Annotated in this window: 24 protein-coding genes; 21 read left to right on the forward strand and 3 right to left on the reverse strand. The window is 62.3% G+C overall.

Annotation, left to right across the window (positions count from 1 at the left end; all coding sequences use genetic code 11):
• The first annotated feature begins 26 nt into the window (after positions 1 to 26).
• The 19 genes from AC6CIG_RS11405 (at position 27) to dnaE (ending at position 20,433) form a co-directional block, all read left to right on the forward strand.
• Positions 27 to 641, forward strand: coding sequence for an NADH-quinone oxidoreductase subunit J (locus AC6CIG_RS11405; RefSeq protein ID WP_100672198.1), 615 nt, complete (start codon positions 27 to 29; stop codon positions 639 to 641).
• A gap of 29 nt (positions 642 to 670) precedes the next feature.
• On the forward strand, positions 671 to 979 hold the full coding sequence (gene nuoK / locus AC6CIG_RS11410) for an NADH-quinone oxidoreductase subunit NuoK (RefSeq protein ID WP_003531854.1): 309 nt from the start codon (positions 671 to 673) through the stop codon (positions 977 to 979).
• 7 nt (positions 980 to 986) lie between these two features.
• Entirely contained in the window at positions 987 to 2,981 is a 1,995-nt protein-coding gene (gene nuoL / locus AC6CIG_RS11415) for an NADH-quinone oxidoreductase subunit L (RefSeq protein WP_100672199.1), read from the forward strand.
• The gene (locus tag AC6CIG_RS11420) at positions 2,981 to 4,492 is read left to right on the forward strand and encodes an NADH-quinone oxidoreductase subunit M (RefSeq protein WP_018094853.1); all 1,512 of its coding nucleotides are present in this window, start codon (positions 2,981 to 2,983) and stop codon (positions 4,490 to 4,492) included. The genes nuoL and AC6CIG_RS11420 overlap by 1 nt, the downstream gene beginning before the upstream one ends.
• Before the next feature lie 19 nt (positions 4,493 to 4,511).
• Complete coding sequence (gene nuoN, locus AC6CIG_RS11425) at positions 4,512 to 5,954, forward strand: NADH-quinone oxidoreductase subunit NuoN (RefSeq protein WP_003531859.1); 1,443 nt, start codon at positions 4,512 to 4,514, stop codon at positions 5,952 to 5,954.
• Positions 5,951 to 6,718: a biotin--[acetyl-CoA-carboxylase] ligase gene (locus AC6CIG_RS11430; RefSeq protein WP_275596429.1), complete on the forward strand. Its 768-nt coding sequence runs from the start codon at positions 5,951 to 5,953 to the stop codon at positions 6,716 to 6,718. The genes nuoN and AC6CIG_RS11430 overlap by 4 nt, the downstream gene beginning before the upstream one ends.
• A gap of 27 nt (positions 6,719 to 6,745) precedes the next feature.
• Positions 6,746 to 8,413 (forward strand): ribonuclease J, encoded by a 1,668-nt coding sequence (locus tag AC6CIG_RS11435; RefSeq protein ID WP_127709276.1) that lies wholly within the window; start codon positions 6,746 to 6,748, stop codon positions 8,411 to 8,413.
• A 53-nt stretch (positions 8,414 to 8,466) separates the two neighbouring features.
• Positions 8,467 to 8,871, forward strand: a complete 405-nt coding sequence (gene mce / locus AC6CIG_RS11440; protein WP_018094856.1) for a methylmalonyl-CoA epimerase — start codon at positions 8,467 to 8,469, stop codon at positions 8,869 to 8,871.
• Positions 8,872 to 8,953: 82 nt separating this feature from the next.
• Positions 8,954 to 9,223 carry a DUF1467 family protein gene (locus AC6CIG_RS11445; protein WP_018094857.1) on the forward strand — a complete coding sequence of 90 codons (270 nt, stop codon included), beginning with the start codon at positions 8,954 to 8,956 and terminating at the stop codon, positions 9,221 to 9,223.
• A 108-nt stretch (positions 9,224 to 9,331) separates the two neighbouring features.
• Positions 9,332 to 9,667, forward strand: coding sequence for a hypothetical protein (locus tag AC6CIG_RS11450; RefSeq protein WP_437411670.1), 336 nt, complete (start codon positions 9,332 to 9,334; stop codon positions 9,665 to 9,667).
• A 218-nt stretch (positions 9,668 to 9,885) separates the two neighbouring features.
• On the forward strand, positions 9,886 to 10,806 hold the full coding sequence (locus tag AC6CIG_RS11455; protein WP_437408981.1) for a WD40/YVTN/BNR-like repeat-containing protein: 921 nt from the start codon (positions 9,886 to 9,888) through the stop codon (positions 10,804 to 10,806).
• A 12-nt stretch (positions 10,807 to 10,818) separates the two neighbouring features.
• Positions 10,819 to 11,241, forward strand: a complete 423-nt coding sequence (locus AC6CIG_RS11460) for a DUF411 domain-containing protein (RefSeq protein WP_379943357.1) — start codon at positions 10,819 to 10,821, stop codon at positions 11,239 to 11,241.
• A gap of 18 nt (positions 11,242 to 11,259) precedes the next feature.
• The gene (locus AC6CIG_RS11465; protein WP_437408982.1) at positions 11,260 to 11,766 is read left to right on the forward strand and encodes a c-type cytochrome; all 507 of its coding nucleotides are present in this window, start codon (positions 11,260 to 11,262) and stop codon (positions 11,764 to 11,766) included.
• A complete protein-coding gene (locus tag AC6CIG_RS11470; protein ID WP_201446023.1) occupies positions 11,759 to 12,022 on the forward strand; it encodes a hypothetical protein in 264 nt (87 codons plus the stop codon). Before AC6CIG_RS11465 ends, AC6CIG_RS11470 begins: the two co-directional genes overlap by 8 nt.
• A 21-nt stretch (positions 12,023 to 12,043) precedes the next feature.
• Positions 12,044 to 12,340 carry a hypothetical protein gene (locus AC6CIG_RS11475; RefSeq protein ID WP_018094863.1) on the forward strand — a complete coding sequence of 99 codons (297 nt, stop codon included), beginning with the start codon at positions 12,044 to 12,046 and terminating at the stop codon, positions 12,338 to 12,340.
• A gap of 745 nt (positions 12,341 to 13,085) precedes the next feature.
• Positions 13,086 to 14,414 carry a proline--tRNA ligase gene (proS, locus tag AC6CIG_RS11480; RefSeq protein WP_437408983.1) on the forward strand — a complete coding sequence of 443 codons (1,329 nt, stop codon included), beginning with the start codon at positions 13,086 to 13,088 and terminating at the stop codon, positions 14,412 to 14,414.
• 15 nt (positions 14,415 to 14,429) lie between these two features.
• Positions 14,430 to 15,743, forward strand: a complete 1,314-nt coding sequence (locus tag AC6CIG_RS11485; protein WP_018094865.1) for a lipoprotein-releasing ABC transporter permease subunit — start codon at positions 14,430 to 14,432, stop codon at positions 15,741 to 15,743.
• A gap of 17 nt (positions 15,744 to 15,760) precedes the next feature.
• Entirely contained in the window at positions 15,761 to 16,447 is a 687-nt protein-coding gene (locus AC6CIG_RS11490) for an ABC transporter ATP-binding protein (RefSeq protein ID WP_437408984.1), read from the forward strand.
• Between the two features lie 476 nt (positions 16,448 to 16,923).
• Positions 16,924 to 20,433, forward strand: coding sequence for a DNA polymerase III subunit alpha (gene dnaE, locus AC6CIG_RS11495; RefSeq protein ID WP_437408985.1), 3,510 nt, complete (start codon positions 16,924 to 16,926; stop codon positions 20,431 to 20,433).
• Positions 20,434 to 21,139: 706 nt separating this feature from the next.
• Here the strand turns inward: dnaE and AC6CIG_RS11500 are convergent.
• The 3 genes from AC6CIG_RS11500 to AC6CIG_RS11510 all read right to left on the reverse strand — a co-directional run bounded on the left by AC6CIG_RS11500 (position 21,140) and on the right by AC6CIG_RS11510 (position 24,258).
• Entirely contained in the window at positions 21,140 to 22,357 is a 1,218-nt protein-coding gene (locus AC6CIG_RS11500; protein WP_437411672.1) for a L,D-transpeptidase family protein, read from the reverse strand.
• A gap of 129 nt (positions 22,358 to 22,486) precedes the next feature.
• On the reverse strand, positions 22,487 to 23,779 hold the full coding sequence (locus AC6CIG_RS11505; protein ID WP_018094868.1) for a DNA polymerase IV: 1,293 nt from the start codon (positions 23,777 to 23,779) through the stop codon (positions 22,487 to 22,489).
• Positions 23,780 to 23,985: 206 nt separating this feature from the next.
• Positions 23,986 to 24,258 carry a DUF3572 domain-containing protein gene (locus AC6CIG_RS11510; RefSeq protein WP_026168581.1) on the reverse strand — a complete coding sequence of 91 codons (273 nt, stop codon included), beginning with the start codon at positions 24,256 to 24,258 and terminating at the stop codon, positions 23,986 to 23,988.
• Between the two features lie 156 nt (positions 24,259 to 24,414).
• Between AC6CIG_RS11510 and AC6CIG_RS11515 the strand changes: the two genes are divergently transcribed.
• Together AC6CIG_RS11515 and AC6CIG_RS11520 are read left to right on the forward strand one after the other, a co-directional pair.
• Positions 24,415 to 24,786, forward strand: coding sequence for a response regulator (locus tag AC6CIG_RS11515; RefSeq protein WP_003537642.1), 372 nt, complete (start codon positions 24,415 to 24,417; stop codon positions 24,784 to 24,786).
• A gap of 17 nt (positions 24,787 to 24,803) precedes the next feature.
• The gene (locus AC6CIG_RS11520; protein WP_127709264.1) at positions 24,804 to 26,171 is read left to right on the forward strand and encodes a PleD family two-component system response regulator; all 1,368 of its coding nucleotides are present in this window, start codon (positions 24,804 to 24,806) and stop codon (positions 26,169 to 26,171) included.
• Positions 26,172 to 26,482: the final 311 nt, after the last annotated feature.

The raw sequence follows: 26,482 nt of genomic DNA on the forward strand, positions 1-26,482 counted from the left end.
CCAGCAAGACGAAAAAGGCACCGATCATGGGTCTGCAGGCTCTTTTTTTCTATCTTTTTGCCTTCATCGCCGTGGCGTCGGCATTCATGGTCATCGCGGCCAGGAATCCGGTCTATTCGGTTCTGTTCCTGATCCTGACCTTCTTCAATGCGGCCGGGCTCTTCCTGCTGACCGGCGCCGAGTTCCTGGCGATGATCCTGCTGGTGGTCTATGTCGGGGCCGTCGCGGTTCTCTTCCTCTTCGTGGTCATGATGCTCGACATCGACTTTGCCGAGCTTCGCGCGGGCGTGCTCGAATACGCGCCGATCGGCGCGCTGATCGGGCTGATCCTTGCCGCCGAACTGATCGTGGTTGTCGGCGGCTCGGCTTTCTCGCCTGAAATCGCCAAGGGCATCGCAATGCCGATACCGGCGCCGAGCGACCGCACCAACACCGCCGCGCTCGGCGATGTCCTCTATACCCATTACGTCTACTTCTTCCAGATCGCAGGGCTCGTGCTGCTCGTCGCCATGATCGGCGCCATCGTGCTGACCCTGCGTCACCGTCAGAACATCAAGCGTCAGAGCATTCCGCAGCAGGTTGCCCGCACCCCCGAAACCGCCGTCGAGGTGGTTACGGTCAAGCCGGGGCAGGGCATCTAATCGGGACGCGAGGTCGAGGGACTACACTTATGGAAATCGGAATTTCCCACTATCTGACCGTCAGCGCCATTCTGTTCACGCTCGGCGTCTTCGGCATCTTCCTCAACAGGAAGAACGTCATCATCATCCTCATGTCGGTGGAGCTCATCCTGCTGGCCGTCAACATCAACATGGTGGCGTTCTCGGCCTTCCTGAACGACATCACCGGCCAGGTGTTCGCGCTGTTCATCCTGACCGTTGCGGCGGCCGAAGCCGCCATCGGACTTGCAATTCTCGTCGTCTTCTACCGCAACCGCGGCTCGATCGCCGTCGAAGACGTCAACATGATGAAGGGCTGACAGGGCTATGGATACCATCGTCAAGGCTATTGTCTTCCTGCCTCTGATCGGCTTCCTGATCGCCGGCCTTCTCGGCACGCAGATCGGCGCCAAAGCATCCGAATATGTGACCAGCGGCCTGATGATCGTCACCGCAGCGCTCTCCTGGTTCGTCTTCTTCCACGTCGCCCTCGGCGAAGAGGAGATGATCAAGGTTTCGGTGCTGCGCTGGATCCAGTCCGGAAGCTTCGATGTCGAATGGGCTTTCCGCGTCGACACGCTGACGGCCGTCATGTTCGTCGTCGTCAACACCGTCTCGACCCTGGTGCACATCTATTCGATCGGATACATGCACCACGATCCGAACCGGCCGCGTTTCTTCGCCTATCTGTCGCTCTTCACCTTCGCGATGCTGATGCTCATCACGTCGGACAATCTGCTGCAGATGTTCTTCGGCTGGGAAGGCGTGGGTCTCGCGTCATACCTGCTGATCGGCTTCTGGTACAAGAAGCCGTCCGCCAATGCGGCGGCGATGAAGGCCTTCATCGTCAACCGCGTCGGCGACTTCGGCTTCTCGCTCGGCATCTTCTGCGTCTTCGTCCTCTTCGGCTCGATCAATTTCGAGACCATCTTCGCCGCCGCGCAGAACTATTTGCCGGCCGAGGGTGCTGCGGCAGGGGACGCGGTCATCAATCTCTTCGGAATGCAGCTCGACAAGGGGCATGCCCTGACGGCCACCTGCCTGCTGCTCTTCATGGGCGCGATGGGCAAGTCGGCGCAGTTCCTGCTGCACACCTGGCTGCCGGACGCCATGGAAGGCCCGACCCCGGTTTCGGCCCTTATCCATGCCGCAACCATGGTGACCGCGGGCGTCTTCCTCGTCGCCCGCATGTCGCCGCTCTTCGAGCTTTCGCCGGACGCCCTGACGGTCGTCACCCTGATCGGCGCGATCACCGCATTCTTTGCGGCGACCGTCGGTCTCGTCCAGAACGACATCAAGCGCGTCATCGCTTATTCGACCTGCTCGCAGCTCGGCTACATGTTCGTCGCGCTCGGCGTCGGCGCCTATGGCGCGGCGATCTTCCACCTCTTCACGCACGCCTTCTTCAAGGCGCTCCTGTTCCTGGGCGCGGGCTCGGTCATCCACGCCGTCGACGGCGAGCAGGACATGCGTTACATGGGCGGACTGCGCACGCATATTCCGGTCACCTACTGGATGATGTTCATCGGTACGATCGCGCTCACCGGCGTCGGCATTCCCGGTACGGTCATCGGCACGGCGGGCTTCTTCTCGAAGGACGCGATCATCGAATCCACCTTCGCGTCGCATAGCGTCGTTTCCGGTCTGGCCTTCGTGCTGCTGGTCATCGCGGCGCTCTTCACCAGCTTCTATTCCTGGCGCCTGACCTTCATGACGTTCCACGGCAAGCCACGCGCTTCCTCCGACGTCATGCATCACGTCCACGAGTCGCCGCAGGTCATGCTGGTGCCCCTCTACATCCTGGCCGCCGGCGCCCTCGTCGCGGGCTTCCTGTTCCACGATTATTTCTTCGGTCACCACTACGCCGAGTTCTGGCAGGGCGCTCTGTTCACGTCCGCCGAAAACGAGCTTCTCGAGGAGTACCACCACGTTCCGCTATGGGTGAAATGGAGCCCGTTCGCGGCCATGGCGCTCGGTCTCTTCACGGCCTGGTACATGTACATCCGTTCGCCGGAGACGCCGAAATATCTCGCCGAGCAGCATCGCGGGCTTTACCAGTTCCTGCTCAACAAGTGGTATTTCGACGAACTCTACGATTTCCTGTTCGTCCGCAGCGCCAAGCGCCTGGGCACCTTCCTCTGGAAGGAGGGTGACGGACGGGTGATCGACGGGTACGGCCCGAACGGGATCGCTGCGCGCGTTCTCGACGTGACCGACCGGGTGGTCCGCCTGCAGACCGGATACCTCTACCACTACGCGTTCGCCATGCTGATCGGTATTGCAGCGCTCGTTACATGGATGATGCTCGGGAGTTCCTTCTGATGACCGATTGGCCCGTACTTTCCGCGGTCACCTTCATGCCGCTCGTCGGCGTTCTGCTTCTCCTGCTCACAAGGGAAGACAGCGCCTACGGCCGCCGCAACATCCTGAACGTCTCGCTGCTGACGACGGTCTTCACCTTCCTCGTGTCGCTCTACATCTGGTACCAGTTCGACCCGTCGAACCCGGGCTTCCAGATGGTCGAGAAGCGGGAGTGGCTCGGCACCGGCATTTCCTATCATCTGGGCGTCGACGGCATTTCCATACTCTTCGTCCCGCTGACGGCATTCCTGATGCCGTTCTGCGTGCTGGCAAGCTGGGTGACGATCGAGAAGCGCCTGAAGGAATACATGATCGCGTTTCTGATCCTGGAAACGCTGATGCTTGGCGTCTTCGTGTCTCTCGACATCATCCTTTTCTACGTCTTCTTCGAGGCGGGTCTCATCCCGATGTTCATCATCATCGGTGTGTGGGGCGGCAAGGAGCGCGTCTACGCGAGCTACAAGTTCTTCCTCTACACGCTGCTCGGTTCCGTTCTGATGCTGCTTGCCATGATGGCGATGTATTGGCAGGCGGGCACCACCGACATCACGCAGTTGCTCGCCTATCAGTTCCCGCGCGAAATGCAGACCTGGCTCTGGCTTGCCTTCTTCGCTTCCTTCGCGGTGAAGATGCCCATGTGGCCGGTGCACACCTGGCTTCCCGATGCGCACGTGCAGGCGCCGACGGCAGGCTCAGTCATCCTGGCCGGCATCCTCCTGAAGCTCGGCGGCTACGGCTTCCTGCGCTTCTCCCTGCCGATGTTCCCGCTGGCGTCCGACTTCTTCGCGCCGTTCGTCTTCACCCTGTCGATCATTGCGATCATCTACACCTCGCTGGTCGCGATGATGCAGACCGACATCAAGAAGCTCATCGCCTATTCATCGGTGGCGCATATGGGCTACGTGACGATGGGAACCTTCGCGGCGAATGTTCAGGGTGTCCAGGGAGCGATTTTCCAGATGCTGTCGCACGGCATCGTCTCGGGCGCGCTCTTCCTCTGCGTCGGCGTCGTCTATGACCGGCTGCATACGCGCGAGATCGCGGCCTATGGCGGCCTCGTCAACAACATGCCGAAATATGCCGTCGCCTTCATGGTCTTCACCATGGCCAATGTGGGCCTTCCGGGAACGTCGGGCTTCGTCGGCGAAGTGCTGACGCTGGTGGGCGCCTTCCGAGCCAACACCTGGGTCGCCCTGTTCGCGACGACCGGCGTCATTCTGTCGGCGGCTTACGCGCTCTGGCTCTACCGCCGGGTGATCTTCGGTGCGCTGGAAAAGGAAAGTTTGAAGGCGCTGCTCGATCTGTCGGGGCGCGAGAAACTCATTCTCTATCCGCTGGTGATCCTGACCATTTTCTTCGGTGTCTATCCGGCACCGGTCTTCGACGCGACCGCGGCCTCCGTGGACTTGCTCGTCAACAACTACGCCGCCGCCCTGCAGGCAGCGCAAGACGTTGCGCTTTCGGTGCAATGATCAAGGGACGTGATGTGACATGACTGCTGAAACCCTTATCGCCAGCCTGCAACTTTCGATGCCCGAGCTGATCCTTGCGGTCGGCGCGATGGCTCTCCTGATGATCGGCGTCTTTTCGGGCGAAAGAGCCACACCGACCGTGACCGGGCTTGCGGTCGCTGTGCTCATCATCGCCGGGCTGTGGCTCGTCCTGAAGACGGGCGAGGGGGAGGCCTATGGCGGCGCCTTCCTGTCGGATCCCTTCGCCAAATTCATGAAGGTGCTCGCCCTGATCGGCTCGATCACCGTGATGGTGATGACCGTCGGCCACGCGCGTTCGGCTCAGATCGACCGGTTCGAGTTCCCCGTGCTTCTGGTTCTGGCCACCCTCGGCATGCTGCTGATGATATCGGCCAACGATCTCATCTCGCTCTACCTGTCGTTGGAGTTGCAGTCACTCGCCCTTTACGTCGTGGCGGCAATCAACCGCGACAGCGTCCGGTCGACCGAGGCGGGCCTGAAGTATTTCGTTCTCGGCGCGCTGTCTTCGGGCATGATGCTTTACGGCATGTCGCTCGTCTACGGCTTCACCGGGCATACCGGCTTCGACGAGATCGCGGCGGCGCTCACGGCCGAGGGCCGGTCGCTGGGCCTCGTCTTCGGGCTGGTGTTCATTCTTGCAGGCCTCGCCTTCAAGATCTCCGCCGTCCCCTTCCATATGTGGACGCCGGACGTCTACGAAGGCGCCCCGACGCCGGTGACGGCATTCTTCGCCGCAGGACCGAAGGTCGCGGCCATATCGATCCTCGTGCGCATCGTCATCAACGCCTTCGAGCCGGTGGTCGCCGATTGGCAGCAGATCGTCGTCTTCATCTCGATCGCATCGATGCTGCTCGGCTCCTTCGCCGCGATCGGCCAGCGCAACATCAAGCGGCTGATGGCCTATTCCTCGATCGGCCACATGGGCTATGCGCTCGTCGGTCTGGCGGCCGGCTCGATGGCCGGCGTACGCGGCGTGATCCTCTACATGCTGATCTACATGGTCATGACGCTGGGCACTTTCGCCTGCATCCTTGCCATGCGCCGGCGGGAAGGCGAGCATGTCGAAGGTATCGACGATCTTGCCGGCCTTTCGCAGACCAACCCGTTCATGGCGACGGTGCTGACGATCCTCATGTTCTCGCTCGCCGGCATCCCTCCGCTGGCAGGTTTCTTCGCCAAGTACTTCGTCTTCGTTGCGGCGATCGAGGCGCAGCTCTATGGCCTGGCAATCATCGGCGTGCTCGCTTCCGTCGTCGGCGCCTACTACTATCTGCGGGTCATCAAGGTGATGTGGTTCGAGGAGCCGAGAGGCGAGTTTGCCCGAACGGCGGGCGAGCTTAGGCTGGTGTTCGGCCTGTCCGGCCTCTTCGTGCTCGGCTACGTGCTCATCGGCGGTCCGCTCGGAACCGCTGCCGAAGCCGCGGCGCGGACATTCTTTTGACCGGCGGACGAAGCGGCGGCCGGAGTTCGCCTGAAGATTTCCGGCACGTCGCGCTCGCCGAAACGGTCTCGACCAACAACGAATGCCTTCTGCGGGCGCGCGAGGGTGATCCCGGCAATCTCTGGATCACCGCGGTGCGCCAGACCGGAGGCAGGGGCAGGCGTGGCCGCGCCTGGTTCTCGGAGCCGGGGAACCTCTACGCATCCCTGCTGCTCATCGATCCGGCGCCGGTGGACAGGCTGCATGCGGTGCCGCTCGCCGCAGCGGTTGCGGTCCATCGGGCCATCCGCCGAGTGATGCCACCGGGCGGAGCCGAGGCCGCGATCAAGTGGCCGAACGACATTCTTATCGACGGGCGGAAGACCTGCGGCATTCTTCTCGAAGGCGAGGTTCTGGCCGACGGGCGGCGGGCCCTGGTGATTGGCTGCGGCATCAACGTCGCCGTTATGCCTGAAGACGCACTTTACCCCGTCACATCGCTTCGGCGGGAGGGCGCGACAACCTCTCCCGAGGAGCTGTTCGCGCATCTTTTCGTAACCATGGCCGAAACGCTCGCCGTATGGGACCGTGGCGCGGGCGTCGCCGCAATCATCGATCAGTGGCGCGCCGCGGCCAAGGGCATCGGCGAGGCGATCACGGTCAACCTGCCGGACCGCTCGCTTTCCGGCCGCTTTGCAGGTATCGATCGGGACGGCCGACTTCTACTCGACACGGGTTCCGGCCCGCCGCAAACCATTGCAGCGGGCGACGTATTTTTTGGATGATTGAAAAAAGCAAAGGCGCATCACGACATGGCGCATGATGAAGAATTGGTGTTCTTGCCGCTCGGCGGCGTCGGCGAAATAGGCATGAATCTCGGCCTTTACGGCTATGGAAGGCCAGGTCACCGCCAATGGATCATGGTCGATTGCGGAGTGACCTTCCCCGGCCCGGAATTGCCGGGCGTAGATCTGGTTCTGCCCGATATCGCCTTTCTGGCCGAACAGCGCCGCAACCTGAAGGCGATCATCATCACGCATGCCCATGAGGACCATTACGGGGCCCTGAACGATCTGTGGCCGGGCCTGAACGTTCCCGTCTACGCCTCGCCCTTTACCGCGGGCATGCTGGAGGCGAAGCGCGCATTCGAAAAGTCCCGCAGCGAGATCCCGATCACGATCTTCAAGCAGGGCGACCGCATCAATGTCGGACCTTTCAGCGTCGAAGCCGTGGGGGTCAATCATTCGATCCCCGAGCCGATGGCGCTCGTCATTCGCACGCAGCTCGGCACGGTCGTGCACACGGGCGACTGGAAGATCGACCTCGAGCCTTCGCTCGGGCCGCTGACCGACGAGTCGCGGTTTCGCCAGATCGGTGAGGAAGGCGTCCTCGCTCTCGTCTGCGATTCGACCAATGCCCTGCGCGAGGGGGTATCGCCGTCCGAACAGCAAGTCTCCGAAAGTCTCGCCAAGATCATTGCCGATGCCGAGGGCCGGGTCGGGATCACCACCTTCTCCTCCAATGTCGGGCGCATCCGCTCCGTTGCCGAAGCGGCGGAGGCTGCCGGGCGGGAGGTGCTTCTACTCGGCAGTTCGATGAAGCGCGTCGTCGACGTTGCGCGCGATGTCGGGCTCATGGAAGGCGTGAAGCCGTTCCTGGCAGAAGACGAGTTCGGCTATGTCCCGCGCGACAAGGTCGTGGTCATTTTGACGGGCAGCCAGGGCGAGCCGCGCGCCGCCCTTGCCAAGATCGCTCGCGACGAGATGCGCAACGTGGCGTTTTCGGCCGGCGACACGATCGTCTTTTCGTCGCGCACCATCCCCGGCAACGAAAAAGCGATCAACGACATCAAGAACGGGCTTATCGAGCAAGGCATCCACATCGTCACGGATAGCGAGGCGCTGGTGCATGTTTCCGGCCACCCGCGGCGCACCGAGCTCCAGCAGATGTACCAGTGGGTGAAGCCGCAGATCCTCGTGCCGGTGCATGGCGAGGCGGCGCATCTGACGGCGCATGCGGAGCTTGGACTGCAATCGGGTATCCCGAGCGTGCCGCGGCTGCGCAATGGCGAAATGCTGCGGCTTGCGCCCGGACCCGCGGAAGTCATTGACGAGGCGCCGCACGGCCGCATCTACAAGGACGGCACCCTCATCGGCGATTTCGAGGAGATGGGGATCGGCGAACGCCGCAAGCTTTCCTTTGCCGGCCACGTCTCCGTCAGTGTCGTCCTCGACAGCCGTTACGACTTTCTGGGCGACCCGGACGTCGTGCCGATCGGCCTTCCGGAATACGACGACGAAGGCGAGGCGATGGAGGACACGCTCTATGATGCGGTGCTCGGCGCCGTAGAGAGCATTCCGCGGGCAAAGCGGAAGGACCTCGCGATGCTGCAGGAAGCCGTTCGCCGCGCCGTGCGCAGCACTACGAACCAGGTCTGGGGCAAGAAGCCGGTCGTCACGGTGTTCATCACCAAGGTCTGATCCGGCGGCACCCTCCGAAATCGTGAACTGCGGGGCAGGGAGAGAAGCATCGGATGCTGGGAAAAGTGAATCACGTGGCGATCGCCGTGCCCGACCTTGCAGTCGCCATCGAAAGCTATCGCGCCACGCTCGGGGCGCCGGTCTCGGAGCCGCAGGCCCTGCCTGAACACGGCGTGACCGTCGTTTTCGTGACGCTGCCCAATACCAAGGTCGAATTGCTCGAGCCGCTCGGCGACACATCGCCGATCTCCGCCTTCCTCGAGAAAAACCCGGCCGGCGGCATGCACCATATCTGCTATGAGGTGGAAGACATCATCGCCGCGCGCGACCGGCTGAGGCAGGCGGGAGCGCGTGTCCTCGGCGACGGCAATCCGAAAATCGGCGCGCACGGCAAGCCTGTCCTGTTTCTTCACCCCAAGGACTTTCAGGGCACCTTGATCGAGCTCGAAGAGGTGTGACAGTCGGGCGCGGGGAAGAGGTTTGCCGGTTGAGCCGTGCGGGGTTATAACGCGGCCGAACGCTCCACCGCAGAGATTTTTGATGCCTCTCTTCTCTACCTTTGCAATCTACTTCATCATCTGGTGGATCACGCTTTTCGTCGTGCTGCCGCTCGGTGTGCGTACGCAAGCCGAAGAGAATGACGTCGTCCCCGGCTCCGTCGAGAGTGCTCCAGCCCGTTTCCGCGCCCTCAGGGTCGTACTGCTGACCACGGTCATTGCCGCCGTCATCCATCTCGGCTGGTACATTGTTTCGGTGAAGCTCGGCTACGACATCGATGCAATCCCACGCTTCGCGCCGGAATTCTACTGACGCCGTTTCGCAACGTTCCCGGCGCCGATGAATCAAGCCGGCGCGCCGGGAACGCAGCGACACGGTTTCGTGAATCGACAGCCACTCGCCCGCCGGCTAATAAAGGGCATGCTGTATTTTGCCCGCCTCCTCCTGTGCCTTTGGCTCGCCGCCTTTGCCGCGAGTACCGTTGCGCAGGCGGCAGGTGCCACGGCGATGATGATCGCCATGGCAGCCGAGGCCGGCTCGCAGATGGCAGGCTGCCCGGATTGCGATGATGAGCCTGCCGACGCTGACGGCTTTGCCTGCAACGTCGACTGCACCTCCCTCTGGTCGGGCCTGCCCGTCGATTATCCCGGATACCGACCGATCGTCCCGTCGAAAGACTTCGGCCCCGCTGCGGCTGAAGATCGGCCTGGCCGTATCGGACCGCCGGACCCTCTTCCCCCAAAACATTTCGCCTGATCTGACGCGCAATGCCTGAGAGGCGCGTGGAACGGTCAGTTTCCGTGCCACGGCGACCGTCGCCGAAGCAAGGTTTCAGCCGTCCCCCGTCGCTTTGATAGGCGCTGGCGGCCCGGGCACGCGGCCAGGCCAGACATGCGCCATCTCAGCCACGTCGTTCCGATGCCGGCCGTCAGGCAGGACGATAGCTGCAATCGAAATCGTTTATGAGGAAGATAATGATCTTTTCCACGGCCGCATGCGCCGGCCTATCCCGGCGAAGTGTTGTCGGCTTGCTTGCCACCGGCGCCGGCTTCGTCCTGTTGCCATACAGGATCGGGGCAGCGACCTCTGTCCCGCGCGCGATCGCTTTCGATGGCGATGCGCTCGTAACTGCGATCGAAGGAGAGATCCGACGGTTCGCTCCCGTTATCGGCTGGCAGGTCCTGAAGTCACCCGGTTTCGTGACGGCGCTCGCCAGCCTCCCCGCGCGGCCGGGCGAGATCGTCGCCGGTCTGGCGGGGGGCGGCATCGCACGTTCTTCGGATGGCGGCAGCAGCTGGCAATTCCCGGGAAAGGGACTGCCGGGGGCGCCCGTAACCGCATTGGCCGCATCCGCCGCAGTGCCCGACACGCTCTACGCCGCCGTTGCAGGTGACGGTCTCTGGCACAGCACAGACAAAGGGGCGGTCTGGAGCCTCGCAATGGACCGGCCCTGGATCGGGGACGGGGAACGCGAGATCGTCGGGCTCGCCTCGGTGAACACCGCCTCGGGCATGGGGGGCATCTGGATCTATGCCGCAACCGAGGCCGGCTTGATCCGGGTGCCCGACTGCTTCTGCCGCTGGCAGGCGATCGTAGCGGGCGACGCGATGGACGCTTTGATTGCCGGCGGCCCGCAAAAACCGGAAGCACCCTTGCCCAAGGGGGAGGCGGTCCGCGCGCTCGTCTCCTGCCTCGCGGAATCCGAGAGGCTGTTCGCCGCGATGCCTTCCGGTCTTTGGACTTCCGCAGATGCGGGCGTGAGCTGGTCCCGCAGCTCGGAGCTGAATGCGCTCGCCCTGGCATCGCATCCACAAAACCCCGAACAGCTTGCCGCCGTCACGAAAGATGCGGTCGTAGTCAGCCGCGATGGCGGCACAAACTGGACGAAGCTCTGAAGGAGAACTCTCTTGCGAAATATACTTTCCCTGGCCGTTTTTCTCGCCTTGGCGACCCCGGCCCTTGCCGAAAAACCGATGACGGTCTGGCGCGATCCGGATTGCGGCTGCTGCGACGCCTACGTCGATTACCTGCGCTCCGAGAACTTCGAGGTTCACGTGATCGATGACCGGGACTTCGTCAACCGTTCGGTGGCGGCGGGGGTGCCGGAGCGTGGCATGGGTTGCCACCTGGCGGAAATCGACGGCTATACCCTGAGCGGCCTGATACCGGCCGATATCATCCGGCGTTTGCTCCATGAACGCCCCGCCGTCACGGGTATCACGCTGCCGGGCATGCCGGCGAATGCGCCGGGTATGGCTTCCAAAAAGACGGGGTCGCTGCGCATCTTTTCTTTCGGTCCCGACGGCCCGGCGGTCTATTCCGATGAGTGAGCAGCGGAGGCGGGGCCGATGCGTGTGCGCAAACTCATGACGGCCTTTGTCGCGGCGGGCATCGGCGCTGCGGGCTGGTCTGCCGCCGCCGCGGAGCGGCCGGTGGCCAACGGCCTGACCTTTCTGGGGGAGGCCGTCACGTCCGAACAGATCGACCTTGGACGGGCGATCTACCAGGACCATTGCGCCTCTTGCCACGGAGTGCGGCTGGAAGGAGAGCCTGACTGGCGACGGAGAAAAGCGAGCGGCCGCATGCCCGCGCCGCCGCATGATGCAACCGGACATACCTGGCATCATTCGGATCAGGAGCTGTTCACCTTCACCAAATCGGGTCTCGGCGCGGTTCTACCGGACTATGAAAGCGATATGCCCGCTTTTGGGGGGCTGCTGACCGATGCCGAGATCACTGCGGTTCTGGGGTTCATCAAGAGCAGGTGGCCGGAGCGCCAGCGCAAAATACAGACCCGGATCACCGCGGGCGACGGGCAGAGCCATGAGAACAACGGGAGACTCGAAAATGAGTGAAATCGTAAAAACCGCCAGCACAAGGCAAGTAGCTGGCCTGCGGATGCCGTTCGGCCGCCGCGGCTGGATCCTTGTCGGACTGGGCGTTGCCGGAACCGGCCTGGCCGCAAATTGGGACTGGCTCGCAGCGGCGGGTGTGGCCCCCATTCTCTTGAGCCTCGCGCCCTGCGCGGTGATGTGTGCCACCGGATATTGCGTCATGTGCCGAAGCAAGAAGCCGGCCGATGCACCGGGCACCGATGAACGAACCAAGTAACCAGAAAAAGGAGAGACCAGGATGAATACCATTACGAAGCTAACGCTTTCGGCAGCACTGCTCATTGCAACCGCCGCCTATGCGAACGATAGCGCGTCCCCCGTCGCGAAGGACGAGGCGGTTAAAGGCGGCATGGATATGATGGGTGGCGACATGTCCGGAATGAAGGGCATGATGGACATGATGCGCGCCATGGGGCCGATGATGGAGGCATGCGCGGGGATGATGAAGCAGATGGCTCATCATCATCCGCTGCACGGCGACGAAGCGGCTCCGGCCACCGAAGGGGAAGCAAAGCCATTGCCGCAGGACGGCTGACGCAATTCCGTAGGATATGAGACGAGGGCGGTCTCTCGCAGGACCAACGGGCGGACCGCCTTCAACTCTCTTTCACCCCTAAAATATGAAGGAGCAGAACCGGGGGGCGGGAAGCCATGCAGGTCGGCCGGCGCGTTTGCACACTTGACAGACAGATTATTGACGCTTTCTCGCGCCTGCTTCGCCAGGAGGGGGTGATGAAAAACCAAAAAAAAACAAGGCCAAAGCCTTGTTTTCTAAGTGTCGCGTGATCTCTAATCCGTTTCCGGCGGCAGCGAACGAGCGCGCCTAAGATCTTATCCTCCCAAGACTTGACCGCGAATTTCGGCAAGAATTTGGTCTTCCTGCCTGTTTTGTGAGCCGAAATTAGCTCAAACCTTGGGCGCTGTCATCTGCTTTTTTTGCATTTTTGCTACAGTCGGGTAAAATTTTTCCGTTGACACCAACTGTCTTCGTCCTGTTACTAGCGTGCTCTTTTGCCGCAGGGGCGGGACCGGTTTTCTCATCCGGGTTATGTGTCGACGCAGCGATAGCCGGCCCTAAGGCAGGGTTCCCTTCCGCGCGCGAAGCGGCTATGAACGCTGAACTCGAAAGGTTCCCGTCGATGCGTCGCCGGGAAAATCAAGAGCCCTGTTAGAATGGCAACAGCTGCCTACCCTGATCTCAGGCGAAGGAGCGGCCGAAGCACAACGTCATTTTGCCTGAATCCGTCGATAGTGCGAATTCACCAGTTCTGGAACCCGTCATGCGCCTGTCCCGCTTTTTCATGTCCATCTTGAAGGAAAATCCGAAGGAAGCGGAAATCGTTTCCCATCGACTGATGCTGAGGACAGGCATGGTCCGCCAACAGTCCGCGGGCATCTATACATGGCTGCCGCTCGGCAAGCGCGTGCTGGACAAGGTGAATGCGATCATTCGCGAGGAGCAGAACCGTTCCGGCGCCATCGAACTGCTGATGCCGACGCTGCAGTCGGCGGAGCTCTGGCAGGAGAGCGGGCGCTATGACGCCTACGGCAAGGAGATGCTGCGCATCAAGGACCGGCAGGACCGGCCGATGCTCTACGGACCGACGAACGAGGAGATGATCACCGACATCTTCCGCTCCTACGTCAAGTCCTACCGCCATCTGCCGCTGAACCTCTACCATATCCAGCTGAAGTTCCGTGACGAGATCCGTCCGCGCTTCGGCACCATGCGTTCGCGCGAGTTTCTGATGAAGGACGCCTATTCCTTCGATCTCGACCGGGCAGGGGCGGAGCACGCCTATAACAAGATGTTTGCCGCCTATCTCCGCACCTTCGACCGGATGGGCCTGCGCGCCATACCGATGCGTGCCGACACGGGCCCGATCGGCGGGAATCTCAGCCACGAGTTCATCATCCTTGCCGACACGGGCGAGTCCGAGGTGTTCTGCCACAAGGACTTCCTCGGCTTCGACATTCCGGGCGAGGATACGAATTTCGACGACGTCGCGGGCCTGAGGACGATCTTCGACAAGTGGACGTCGCGCTACGCGGCGACCTCGGAAATGCATGACGAGGCCGCCTTCGGCGCCATCCCCGAAGGCGAGCGCCTGTCCGCGCGCGGCATCGAGGTGGGTCACATCTTCTATTTCGGCACCAAATATTCCGAGGCGATGGGTGCGAAGGTGCTCGGGCCGGACGGCAAGGAACACACGGTGCACATGGGCTCCTATGGTATCGGTCCGACCCGCCTGGTGCCGGCGATCATCGAAGCTTCGCATGACGACAACGGCATCATCTGGCCGAAAGCGATCGCTCCGTTCGACGTCGTCGTCATCAACATGAAAACGGGCGATGACGCTTGCGATGCGGCTTGCGGCAGGGTCTACTCCGATCTCGGCAAGGCTGGATTCGACGTTCTTCTTGACGACACCGACGAGCGCGCCGGCGGGAAGTTCGCGACCGCCGACCTTATCGGCGTGCCGGTGCAGGTGATCGTCGGACCGCGTTCGATCGCGAACGGCGAAGTCGAAGTGAAGGACCGCAGGACCGGCGCGCGGGAGACGATGACCGTCGAAGCGGCGATCAACAAACTGGTCGCGGCGAGATAACAGACGAAGGGATCGATGATGACCGCGGCGACGGATGAGCAAGTGCAGGCTGCCGCTCCATCCAGCAAATCTTCCAGCCGTCCCTTCTCCGCCTTCGAGCGTATGGTCGCCTGGCGCTACCTGCGTTCGCGGCGCAAGGAAGCGTTCATCTCGGTCATTGCCGGCTTTTCCTTCATAGGGATCATGCTTGGGGTGGGAACGCTGATCATCGTCATGGCGGTGATGAATGGCTTCCGAACCGAGCTCATTTCGCGCATTCTCGGCATGAACGGCCACATGATCGTCCAGCCTCTGGACGGCCCGCTCACCAATTATGCCGATCTGGCCACCAATTTCTCCGCCGTTCCGGGCGTGACCATGGCCATTCCGATCGTCGAGGGCCAGGTTCTCGCGCAAGGCCTGGGCGATGCGTCGACGGGTGCGCTCGTTCGCGGGATACGCGCCGACGACCTCACCAAGCTGAAGTCGATCTCGGGAAATATTCAGTCCGGCGACCTCGTCGGCTTCGCCTCGGGCAGCGGCGTCGCCATCGGCTCGCGCATGGCCGAGCAGCTGGGCATCCGGGTGGGTGGGACGATCACGCTCACCTCACCCAACGGCGACGTCACGCCGATGGGCATGAATCCGAGGGTCAAGGCCTATACCGTCTCGGCCATCTTCGAGATGGGCATGTCGGAATACGACGCGACCATCATCTTCATGCCGCTCGAGGAAGCGCAGCTCTACTTCAATGCCGAAGGCCTCGTCCAGTCGATCGAGATATTCGCCGAGCATCCGGACGCGGTCGACGAGCTTCGCAAGCCGGTGGAGGATGCCGCCGGCCGGCAGATATTCATTACGGACTGGCGCGAACGCAACAGAACATTCTTTTCCGCGCTCGAGGTGGAACGGAACGTGATGTTCATGATCCTGACGCTGATCGTGCTGGTCGCGGCGCTGAACATCATCTCCGGCCTGATCATGCTGGTAAAGGACAAGGGCAGCGATATCGCGATCCTTAGGACGATGGGCGCGACCTCCGGTTCGGTGATGCGCATCTTCTTCATGACCGGCGCCGCAATCGGGGTCACGGGAACCATCGCCGGCGTCGTCCTCGGGGTCGTCGTCTGCCTCAACATCGAGTCGATCCGACAGTTCTTCTCCTGGGTGTCCGGCGCCACGCTCTTCGATCCGGAGCTCTATTTCCTCAGCCAGCTTCCGGCCGATATGAACGCCGACGAGACCGTCACCGTCGTCGTCATGGCGCTTGCCCTTTCCTTCCTTGCCACGATCTTCCCGGCATGGCGCGCCTCGCGCCTCGATCCGGTGCAGGCCCTGCGGTACGAATAACAAGGACAACAGCTTAGATGAATGCGCGCGTGGCACTGCAGCTCTCCGGCATCGAGCGGCACTATGGCGAGGGCGACACGTTTCTGCCGATCCTCAAGGGAGCCGACCTGACGTTGCGAAGCGGCGAGACGGTCGCCCTCGTGGCCCCGTCCGGTACCGGAAAGTCGACATTGCTTCATATCGCCGGGCTGCTCGAACACCCGGACGAGGGCGAGGTGCTCGTGAACGGCACCTCCTGCAACGGGCTCAGCGACGACCGGCGAACCGCAATCCGCCGCAACGAGATCGGCTTCGTCTACCAGTTCCATCATCTCCTGCCGGAATTCTCGGCGCTGGAGAACATCATGATGCCGCAACTGATCGCCGGATTGCCCAAGGTCGAAGCGGCGGAGCGGGCATCGGCCCTCCTGGACTATATGCGCATCGGCCATCGCGGCAGCCACCGCCCGACCGAGCTTTCCGGCGGCGAGCAGCAGCGCGTCGCCATCGCCAGGGCGGTCGCCAATGCGCCGCTCATCCTTCTGGCGGACGAGCCGACCGGCAACCTCGACCCCGAGACGGCCGGCTATGTGTTCGAGGCGCTGGAAGCCCTCGCTCGCCAGTCGGGGCTCGCGGCGCTGATCGCCACCCACAATCACGAACTCGCTTCGCTCATGGATCGCCGCGTGACCATCGAGGACGGCAAGGTCGTCGAACTGAAATAGTTCGGCCGCGGCTGCGCCTACTTGGCTCTGACCTCGCTCGAGGCGCGGTCACCCGCCTCGGGCTGCGCTCCTTGCATGTTCCATTCGAGGCGTGTCGCCCCTCGGAAGGGCATGCACGAATGCGGGCCGCCGGTGCACGTTAACCATAGCCACTGAATAGCGGGTCTTCTATGCAGACTTCCTTGACTATCGAACAAAATTAGAACAAAAAGGGAACAGTAGCGGAAAGGAGAGAAGTTATGGCTGATTTCGTACGTGATCTTGCTGCCTTCGCCTCGATGAGCCTTTTCATCGTGAGCATCTCGGTAATCGCTCTCGGCCTGTGACCGGGATTTTCGAGCGTGCTCCGCGTTCCTGTCGAACGCGCACCAAACACCGCACGCCGGGCAAAAACCCCGGCGGCCCGTCCTTGAGACTGGACAGTTGGGGCGGGAAACAGGATATCCTCGGCTCCGGACAAGAATCGGAGTGCGGCGATGACAGGCAACCAGAGTATCGGGCAGAGTATCGGGCACGGCACAGGGGCTGCGGCGGATCCGCAGTTCGTTCACCTGCGGGTGCATTCCGCCTATTCGTTGCTGGAAGGCGCCCTGCCTTTGAAGAAGATCATCGGCAAGGCGGTGGCCGACGATCAGCCGGCGATCGGCATCGCCGACACCAATAATCTGTTCGCGGCGCTCGAATTCTCGCAGAAGGCCGCGGACGACGGATTGCAACCGATCATCGGCTGCCAACTCTCCATCGATATGGAGGACGAAGCGGAGGGCGAGCGGCGTGGAAACGCCCATCAGTTCGTCAAACTTCCCGCGATCGTGCTGATCGCGGCGACCGATGACGGTTACGCTCGCCTGGTAGAGCTCGTCAGCCGCGCCTATCTCGAAGGCGAGGGACACCAGCAGGCGCGAATAAGCCGCTCCTGGCTCGCCGCAGGCGGTACGTCCGGGCTGATCGCGCTCACCGGGGCGGGAGCCGGCCCGGTCGACATGGCGCTGAAGTCGGGTGCGCCGGCCCTGGCCGAGGCACGCCTGAAAGTCTTGATCGAGCTTTTCGGCGATCGCCTCTATGTCGAACTGCAGCGGCACGGGAATTACGACCGGCGTCACGAGAACCGCATGATCGATCTCGCCTACCGGTTCGACGTTCCGCTCGTCGCCACCAACGAGGCGTTTTTCCCGTCGCCGTCCGACTATGACGCCCACGATGCGCTGATGGCCGTCGCTCACAATGCGATGGTGTCCGACGATAGCCGGTTCCGTCTGACTCCGGATCATTATCTGAAGAGCCGCAAGGAGATGGCGGCGCTCTTCGCGGATCTGCCCGAGGCATTGGAGAATACGATCGAGGTCGCGCGGCGCTGCTCCTTCATGTTGAAGACCCGCGGACCGATCCTGCCGCGCTTTACCGGCGCTTCGGATGATCCGGAGGAGGCCGAACGCGCGGAGGTGGCGGAGCTGCGCCGGCAGGCGGAGGAGGGGCTGGAGGGCCGCCTCGCCAAACTCGGCATGGCGCCCGGCTACAAGGAAGAGGACTATCGGGAGCGGCTGGCCTTCGAACTCGGCGTCATCGAGCGGATGAAGTTTCCGGGCTACTTCCTCATCGTTGCGGACTTCATCAAGTGGGCCAAGCAGCATGACATTCCGGTCGGGCCGGGCCGCGGCTCGGGTGCCGGCTCGCTGGTCGCCTATGCCCTGACGATCACCGACGTCGACCCGATGCGCTTCTCTCTGCTTTTCGAGCGCTTCCTCAATCCCGAACGCGTGTCGATGCCCGATTTCGACATCGATTTCTGCCAGGACCGGCGCGAAGAGGTCATCCGCTACGTGCAGCAGAAATACGGCCGCGAGCAGGTGGCGCAGATCATTACCTTCGGTTCGCTGCAGGCGCGCGCAGCACTGCGCGACGTCGGCCGCGTGCTGGAAATGCCCTACGGCCAGGTCGACAAGATCTGCAAGCTGGTGCCGAACAATCCCGCGAACCCGACGCCGCTTTCCAAGGCGATCGAGGAGGAACCGCGCCTGCAGGAAGAGGCGGAGAAGGAGCCGGTCGTTGCCCGCCTCCTCGACATCGCCCAGAAGATCGAGGGGCTTTACCGCCACGCCTCGACGCATGCGGCCGGCATCGTCATCGGCGACAGGCCGCTCTCGCAGCTCGTGCCGATGTACCGCGATCCGCGCTCCGACATGCCGGTCACCCAGTTCAACATGAAATGGGTAGAGCAGGCGGGTCTCGTGAAGTTCGACTTCCTTGGCCTGAAGACGCTGACGGTACTGAAGACGGCCGTCGACTTCGTCGGCAAGCGCGGCATCCACATCGACCTGGCAAGCATTCCGCTCGACGATCTGAAGACCTACGAGACCCTTTCGCGCGGCGAGACGGTCGGCGTGTTCCAGGTGGAAAGCGCCGGCATGCGAAAGGCGCTGATCGGCATGCGCCCGGACTGCATCGAGGACATCATCGCGCTTGTGGCGCTCTATCGCCCGGGGCCGATGGAGAACATCCCGGTCTACAACGCCCGCAAGCACGGCGAGGAAGAGATCGAATCGATCCATCCGAAGATCGATTACCTGCTCAAGGAAACGCAGGGCGTCATTGTCTACCAGGAGCAGGTGATGCAGATCGCCCAGGTGCTCTCGGGCTATTCGCTCGGCGAGGCCGACCTTCTGCGCCGCGCCATGGGCAAGAAGATCAAGGCGGAGATGGACAAGCAACGCGCCCGCTTCGTTGACGGTGCCGTCAAGAATGGCGTGTCGAAGCCGCAGGCCGACCTGATCTTCGACCTTCTCGCCAAGTTCGCCAATTACGGCTTCAACAAGTCGCACGCAGCCGCCTACGCCATCGTCTCCTACCAGACCGCCTACATGAAGGCGCATTATCCGGTCGAGTTCCTCGCAGCGTCGATGACGCTCGACATGTCGAACACCGACAAGATCAACGATTTCCGCCAGGACGCGATGCGCCTCGGCATCCAGGTGGTCGCGCCGTCCGTGCAGACCTCCCACCGCCACTTCGAAACCGGCGACAACCGCATCTATTATTCGCTCGCCGCCCTCAAAGGCGTCGGCGAGTCTGCCGTCGACCACATCGTCGCCGTACGCGGCGATCGGCCTTTCGCAAATCTCGAAGATTTCTGCCTGAGGATCGATCCGAAGCTCTTGAACCGGCGTGTTTTCGAAAGCCTGATCGCCGCCGGTGCTTTCGACTGCTTCGGCTACGACCGGGCGGAGCTCGTCGGCGGCCTCGATCGTATCCTCGGTTTCGCCCAGCGCGCCCAGGAAAACAAGGTGAGCGGCCAGAGCGACATGTTCGGCGCGGGCGCCGCAACCGGGCCCGAGAAGATCGCGCTCCCGCCCTATACGCCGTGGCTCGCCTCGGAGAAGCTGCATCGCGAGTTCCAGGTTTTGGGCTTCTATCTCTCCGCCCATCCGCTCGACACCTACAACAATCTGCTCGCCAAGATGCGCGTGCAGACATTTGCGGATTTCTCGGCAGCCGTAAAACAGGGAGCGGCGGCGGGCCGCCTCGCCGGGACGGTGACGTCGAAGCAGGAACGCAAGACGCGCACCGGCAACAAGATGGGGATCGTCGCTTTCTCGGACGCTTCGGGCCAATTCGAGGCCGTACTCTTCTCCGAAATGCTGAACCAGTATCGCGACCTTCTGGAGCCCGGCAAATCGCTGGTGATGACGGTCGACGCCGAGGAGCGGCCGGAAGGGATCGGCCTTCGCATCCGAACCCTGCGTTCGCTCGAGGAAGAATCGCTGCAGATGCAGAAGGCCTTGCGCGTCTATGTGCGCGACTGCGGACCGCTGCGCTCCATCGCCTCGCATCTGAACGCCAAGGGGGACGGCCTGGTTTCCTTCATCGTCATCAAGGACAACGGGCAGCGGGAGATCGAAGTCGAGCTCAACGAGAAATACCGGATCTCACCCGAGATCGCCGCCGCCCTTCGCTCCGCTCCCGGGGTGGTGGACGTCGAGCTGGTTTAGGGCCCGTCGAGATTCATTTCGCGTCTCGTAAGACGCGCGGCCGCTGTAGGGAACTTTTCGGAGGGCTGCAATCTCTCCTCATCCTCATCTCTGTGTTCGTCACAGAGATCCAGCAGCGCCGCGTCTGCGGCGCGGAAGACCCTTTCCAGCCCGAGGTCTTGGTCTGGCTGGATTCCTGTGACAAGCACAGGAATGAGGAACTGGGATGTGCGGCTACTACATCGAAGCGAATCGGGACGCTGTATACGGGCGTGACCCGGGACCTTCGGCGCCGCCTCGCTATCTTCACGGTTTATGAAGCGCGCTGAGGGACCGCACCCTCTCTGCTCTCATCCCTGTGCTCGTCACAGGGATGAGAGCAGCGCCGCGTCTGCGGCGCGGAAGAGCCTTCCAGACCAAGTCCTTGGGCTGAAAGAACTTTTCCCGCGCCGCGTATGCGGCGCTGCTGGATCTCTTTGACAAGCACAGAGAGAGATGAGGATGAGAGAGCGCAGCTTTCCGAAAAGTTTCCTACAGCGCCGCCGCGTCTATCAGACACGCAAAGGTCGCTGCAGCACTTTGAGCTGCTCTATGTCTTGTCCATTGACAGGCTACCATATCACCCCCTCGAAGAGCGGGCCTTTGCCGCTTTTCTCTTCGCCCCGCTTGCCGGGAGAAGGCAGGGCGACAAGGGGCAAACCAGGGTGCGGAAATCACCCCATGCCTTTCACCCGCGCCGCTCCCTCGTCACGGTGATGAAATCCGTTCCCTTGCCCGTCTCCAGTCCCGATTCGGTATCGGTGATCGAGAGTGACGAGCCGTTTGCAAGGAGGCCGGCGAGGCGTTCGCGAACGTCTTCGGGCACCGTGATGCGGCTCAACGTCCTCTCCAGCGTGTCGGGCTCGCCTTCCTCTGTGATGCCAAGTCGCTTCTTCGTCGTTTTCGGCAGCTTGTTCTCGAGCGACATGCCGAACCATTTGCCCTGTCCGGTTTTCGTATCGAGATCCTGGAACTGCAGCAGATGTGTCCCGAGCGCCATTCCCGGCTCTGCGATGGCAATCTCGGCTTCGAAAAGCGGCTGGAATTGCCGGCGCACGCGCAACACGCCATTCAACGGTGTACTGCGGCCCGCCTTGCGAAAGACGGCTTCGATCAGCTCCGGCGTTATCTTGCCATCGACGGGCAGAGCTTCGGCACTTTGGAACGCTTCGATCGCGGCGGCCGTTGCCGGACCGCTGAAGCCATCCGGCAGACCTGCATCGTAGCCGAGCGTATTGAGGAGCGTCTGGAGGTCGCGCACGCTCTCTTGCGTACCGCGCCGGGTAATCAGAATACGTATCGGGGCCTTCGCCTCGTCGGATGTGACGGGCGAGGGGCGTTTGTCGGTCATGGCGACTTCAACTGCGCTCCGGTTGAACTCCCCGATCGCCGGCCGCAGGGGGACGTCCGACAGGGCAGGTCCCTGCGGGCGCGACTGGCTCGGCTGGAAAAGCATTTCGTGCGCGATCTCGACCGGGGCGATCTGCCGATCCGATATGACCACATGCATGCCGTAGCCCGTCATCTTGAACAGGCTCGCCGCGAATTTGCTCGGCAGCCGCACGCAACCGTGCGAAGCCGGATAATCCGGTACATGGTTTGAGCCATGCAGGGCAATGCCGGACCAGGTAAGCCGCTGCATGAACGGCATCGGCGCATTCGAATAGATGTTCGACTCGTGGCGTCGGCGCTTCTCCAGGATCGAGAAAATGCCCGTCGGCGTCGCGTGCCCGGCCTTGCCGGTTGACACTTTCGACGTGGCGACCACCGTGTCGCCGTCATAGACGACGAGGGACTGCTGCTCCCTCGATACGACGATCTGCAACGGCGCCTTGGCGCCGGCCGCAAGCGCGGACGGCGACGCCATGACGAAAACCGCGAATCCCATCCGGAGAGCGAAACGCAACACCTACCCTCATTCAGACAGTGGCGGCACCGCAAACGGACGACGGAGCCGTGGAAGCAGGCTAGCGTTCAATATTTAAGGAATTGCCCCATACGATGCGTCAGCCGTCCGGTCGGGCAACCGTGACTGCTATTGCCGGCGCCGCCCCTTGCCGAACGTATAGCCGGTCTCGACGCTCGTCCTGCCGAACTTGTCGCGCAGCTTGTTGATCGCGTCCTCGGCGGCGGCACGCCGGGATGCCTGCGGATCGACAAGATCCGGCGGATCGGCGAGGTCGGGATCGACCAGATCGCTGACGCCGATCCCGATCAGCCGGTATTTCGTGCCGTCGACCTCCTTCTCGAGCAGCTGCAGGCCGGTGCGGAAGATGCGGTCGGCAAGGCGGGTGGGGCTTTCCAGCCTGCGGTTGCGCGTGCGGGTCTTGAAGTCCGCGGTCTTGAGCTTCAGCACCACCGTCTGTCCGGCGAGGTCGGATTTTCGCAAGCGGAATGCCACTTGTTCGCTGAGGCCCCTCAGATGCGTTACGAGGTCTTCCTGGCGTGCCAGGTCGTCGTTGAAGGTTGTCTCGGAGGAGACGCTCTTCGCTTCGCCTTCGATCTCCACGGATCTTTCGTCCAGGCCGCGCGAGAGCCTGTAGAGCCGCCGGCCCATCGTGCCGTAGCGGCGCATGAGGTCCGCCTCTTCCATCGTCTGGAGCTGCCCGATCGCGCGGATTCCGTCTCTTTCGAGCGTGGCGGCGAAGGCCTTGCCGACGCCCCAGATGAGAGTAACGGGTTTGGCCTTCAGGAAGTCGATGGCTTCGGCCTGGCCGATGACCGAAAAGCCGCGCGGCTTCTGAAGGTCCGAGGCGACCTTGGCCAGGAATTTGCAGTAGGAGAGCCCGACGGAGACGGTGATGCCGATTTCCTGCTCCACACGCCTGGCGAAGCGGGCAAGCGTTCGGGCGGGCGGATCGTGATGAAGCCGCTCGGTGCCGCTCAGATCGAGAAAGGCCTCATCTATCGACAGCGGCTGCACGAGAGGCGTCAGCTCCTGCATCATCGCTCTGACCTCCCGCCCGACGCGCACATATTTCTCCATGTCGGGCCTGATCACCACGGCCTGCGGACAGGCTTCGAGGGCCTTGAACATAGGCATGGCGGAGCGCACGCCGTTGATGCGGGCAATGTAGCAGGCCGTGGAGACGACGCCACGCTTACCGCCGCCGATGATCACGGGCTTGTCGGCGAGCTCCGGATTGTCGCGCTTCTCGACCGAGGCATAGAAGGCATCGCAGTCGATGTGCGCCAGGGTCAGCCGGTAGAGTTCGGGGTGCCGGAGGAGCCGCGGACTGCCGCAGGCGAGGCACCGCGGTGCCTGGGCGGCTTGCTCCTTGAGGCAATCACGGCAGAAGCCGGAGGGTGGGGCGGCGCTGTCGATCATATCCGGAACAAATGTTGAACGCGGCGACTTTACGCTCTACGCTGCTGAGTCTCAAGGCGGCGGCTGGAGGCTGTTTTGGATATCGCAGTTAAATTTGAGACGGTGCCGGCCGATCGCCGGCCGGACTTCGGGATGCCCTTTAGTCGGCACGGCGCACTCGGCACCGGGCGGTGCACCGCGCTGCGCACGCCGCGTGCCGGCAGCATTCAGCCTTCCTCGAAATCGCGCGGGCCGGAGAGGGCATGGTGCGCCCGGACGACCTCGTCCGGCGAGGTTTGCGTTTCGTTGCAGAAGGCCATCAGCGTCGGCTCGTGCTCCATCAGGAACGCAACGATGCCCCCCATGAAGCCCGGCTCGCCGACGGCGCCGCGCAGGGAGGCAGGGTCGGTGCCGGTGAGCGCCAGAAAGCGCGACATCAGCTCAGGCTCGTTCGCGAGCCAGGTCAGGATGGCGATCGCCGTATCCTCAGCGTTCTTCATGATATCCACTCTCTTCTCGTTTGCCGGCCGCAATTACCTATTTTTCAACCAAATCGCGCTAGCCTGGCGATCGACGAAAAGGGTCGAGTCGCCGTTGTTGCAACTTAAATCTCTCCCGGAGACTTGCAAGGCGGCGGCAGACAGCAAGGGATCGACATGCCCAAACAGGTGATGATTGTTGAGGATAACGAGCTGAATATGAAGCTCTTCCGCGACCTGATTGAGGCTTCGGGCTACGCGACGATCCAGACGCGCAACGGCATGGAAGCCCTCGAACTCGCGCGCAAGCACCGTCCCGACCTGATTCTGATGGACATCCAGCTGCCGGAGGTTTCCGGCCTCGAGGTCACGAAATGGCTCAAGGAAGACGATGAGCTTCACGTGATTCCGGTCATCGCCGTAACCGCTTTTGCCATGAAGGGCGACGAGGAGCGCATCCGCCAAGGGGGATGCGAGGCCTATGTCTCCAAGCCGATTTCCGTACCAAAATTCATTGAGACCATCAAAACATATCTGGGCGATGCCTGACTGCCGGAAAGATCGATATGACTGCGCGCATCCTCGTCGTTGATGACGTACCAGCCAATGTGAAGCTCCTGGAAGCGCGGCTGGTGGCCGAATATTTCGACGTGCTGACGGCACCGGACGGGAATGCCGCCTTGGCGACATGCGAAAAGACGCCGGTGGATCTGGTCCTGCTCGATGTCATGATGCCGGGGATGGACGGTTTCGAGGTCTGTGAAAGATTGAAGGCGAACAGCCGGACCGCGCATATTCCGGTGGTGATGATAACGGCGCTCGACCAGCCGTCCGATCGCGTGCGCGGGCTGAAGGCCGGCGCGGACGACTTCCTGACCAAGCCCGTGAACGATCTGCAGCTCATGTCGCGCGTGAAAAGTCTCGTACGCCTGAAGAACGTCAGCGACGAGCTGCGTCTCAGAGCCCAGACGGCACAAACGATCGGGCTGCAGGAGACGGGCCGCGTCGATCGGCCGGACGAGCCCGGCAGCGTTCTGCTCGTCGATGGCCGTGCTTCCTCACAGGAGCGGCTGACGCGTGCCCTGAAGCCGATCGCCGATGTCGCCGTCATATCGGACCCGCAGGCCGCTCTGTTCGAGGCTGCCGAAAGCAGTTTCGACCTGATCATCGTCAACGCGAATTTCGACGATTACGACCCCTTGCGTCTGTGTTCGCAATTGCGGTCGCTCGAGCGGACCCGCTTCATTCCGATCCTGCTGGTAACCGAGCAGGGAAACGATGAGAGAATCGTCCGCGCACTCGAACTGGGCGTGACGGACTACATCATGCGCCCGGTCGATCCGAACGAACTTGTCGCCCGTTCCCTAACGCAGATCCGGCGCAAGCATTGCAACGATCGCCTGCGCGCCAGTGTACAACAGACGATCGAATTGGCCGTGACCGATGATCTCACCGGGCTCCACAACAGGCGCTATCTGGAAAGCCACCTGAAGCTGCTGATCGATCGCGCGACCACAAGGGGGCGTCCCCTGTCGATCTGCATCACGGATATCGATCGCTTCAAGCGTGTTAACGATACCTACGGTCATGACGCCGGTGACGATGTACTGCGCGAATTTGCCAACCGCGTTCGCGCCACGGTGCGCGGCGCGGATCTCGCCTGCCGTTTCGGCGGGGAGGAGTTCGTGGTCGTCATGCCGGATACGACGCCCGAAATGGCAGCGATCGTTGCGGAGAGGCTCCGACTGGCGGTCGAGAGCCGTGGCTTCGACATTCCGCAGGCCGCGACGGTCCTGAACGTCACGGCGTCGCTCGGCATTGCAACCCTGAGGCCGGATGGCGATACGGCCGAGGCTTTGCTGAAGCGCGCCGACATGGCGCTCTATCAGGCGAAGAACGGCGGACGGAACCGGGTTGTCGCTGCCGCAGCCTGATCCGCCGCACATGCTGTGCTATTCAGGGCCTCGCGCGCCGGCTCTTCCAGGTTGCGCGGCCGTGCCGGAGTAAGCACATCCGCAGGCGACACTGTCCGATTTTGGAACAGAATTAACCAAACGCCGAGCAACCCCCGCTCCGCGATTAAGAATGCGTTGATTTTTTTTTAGTTTCAGGCAATGCTGATAAGCGAGGAAGGAAACTTCCACAGAATTCGGTTACCCCATGATGCTCAGGTCCGCCGCATCTCCTGGGTCGTGGGGTCGGTCGGCTGGCCTCGGATTTGCGGATTCCTCGTGCTGCAACCGGA

This window comes from Sinorhizobium sp. GQ132, from assembly GCF_059758575.1.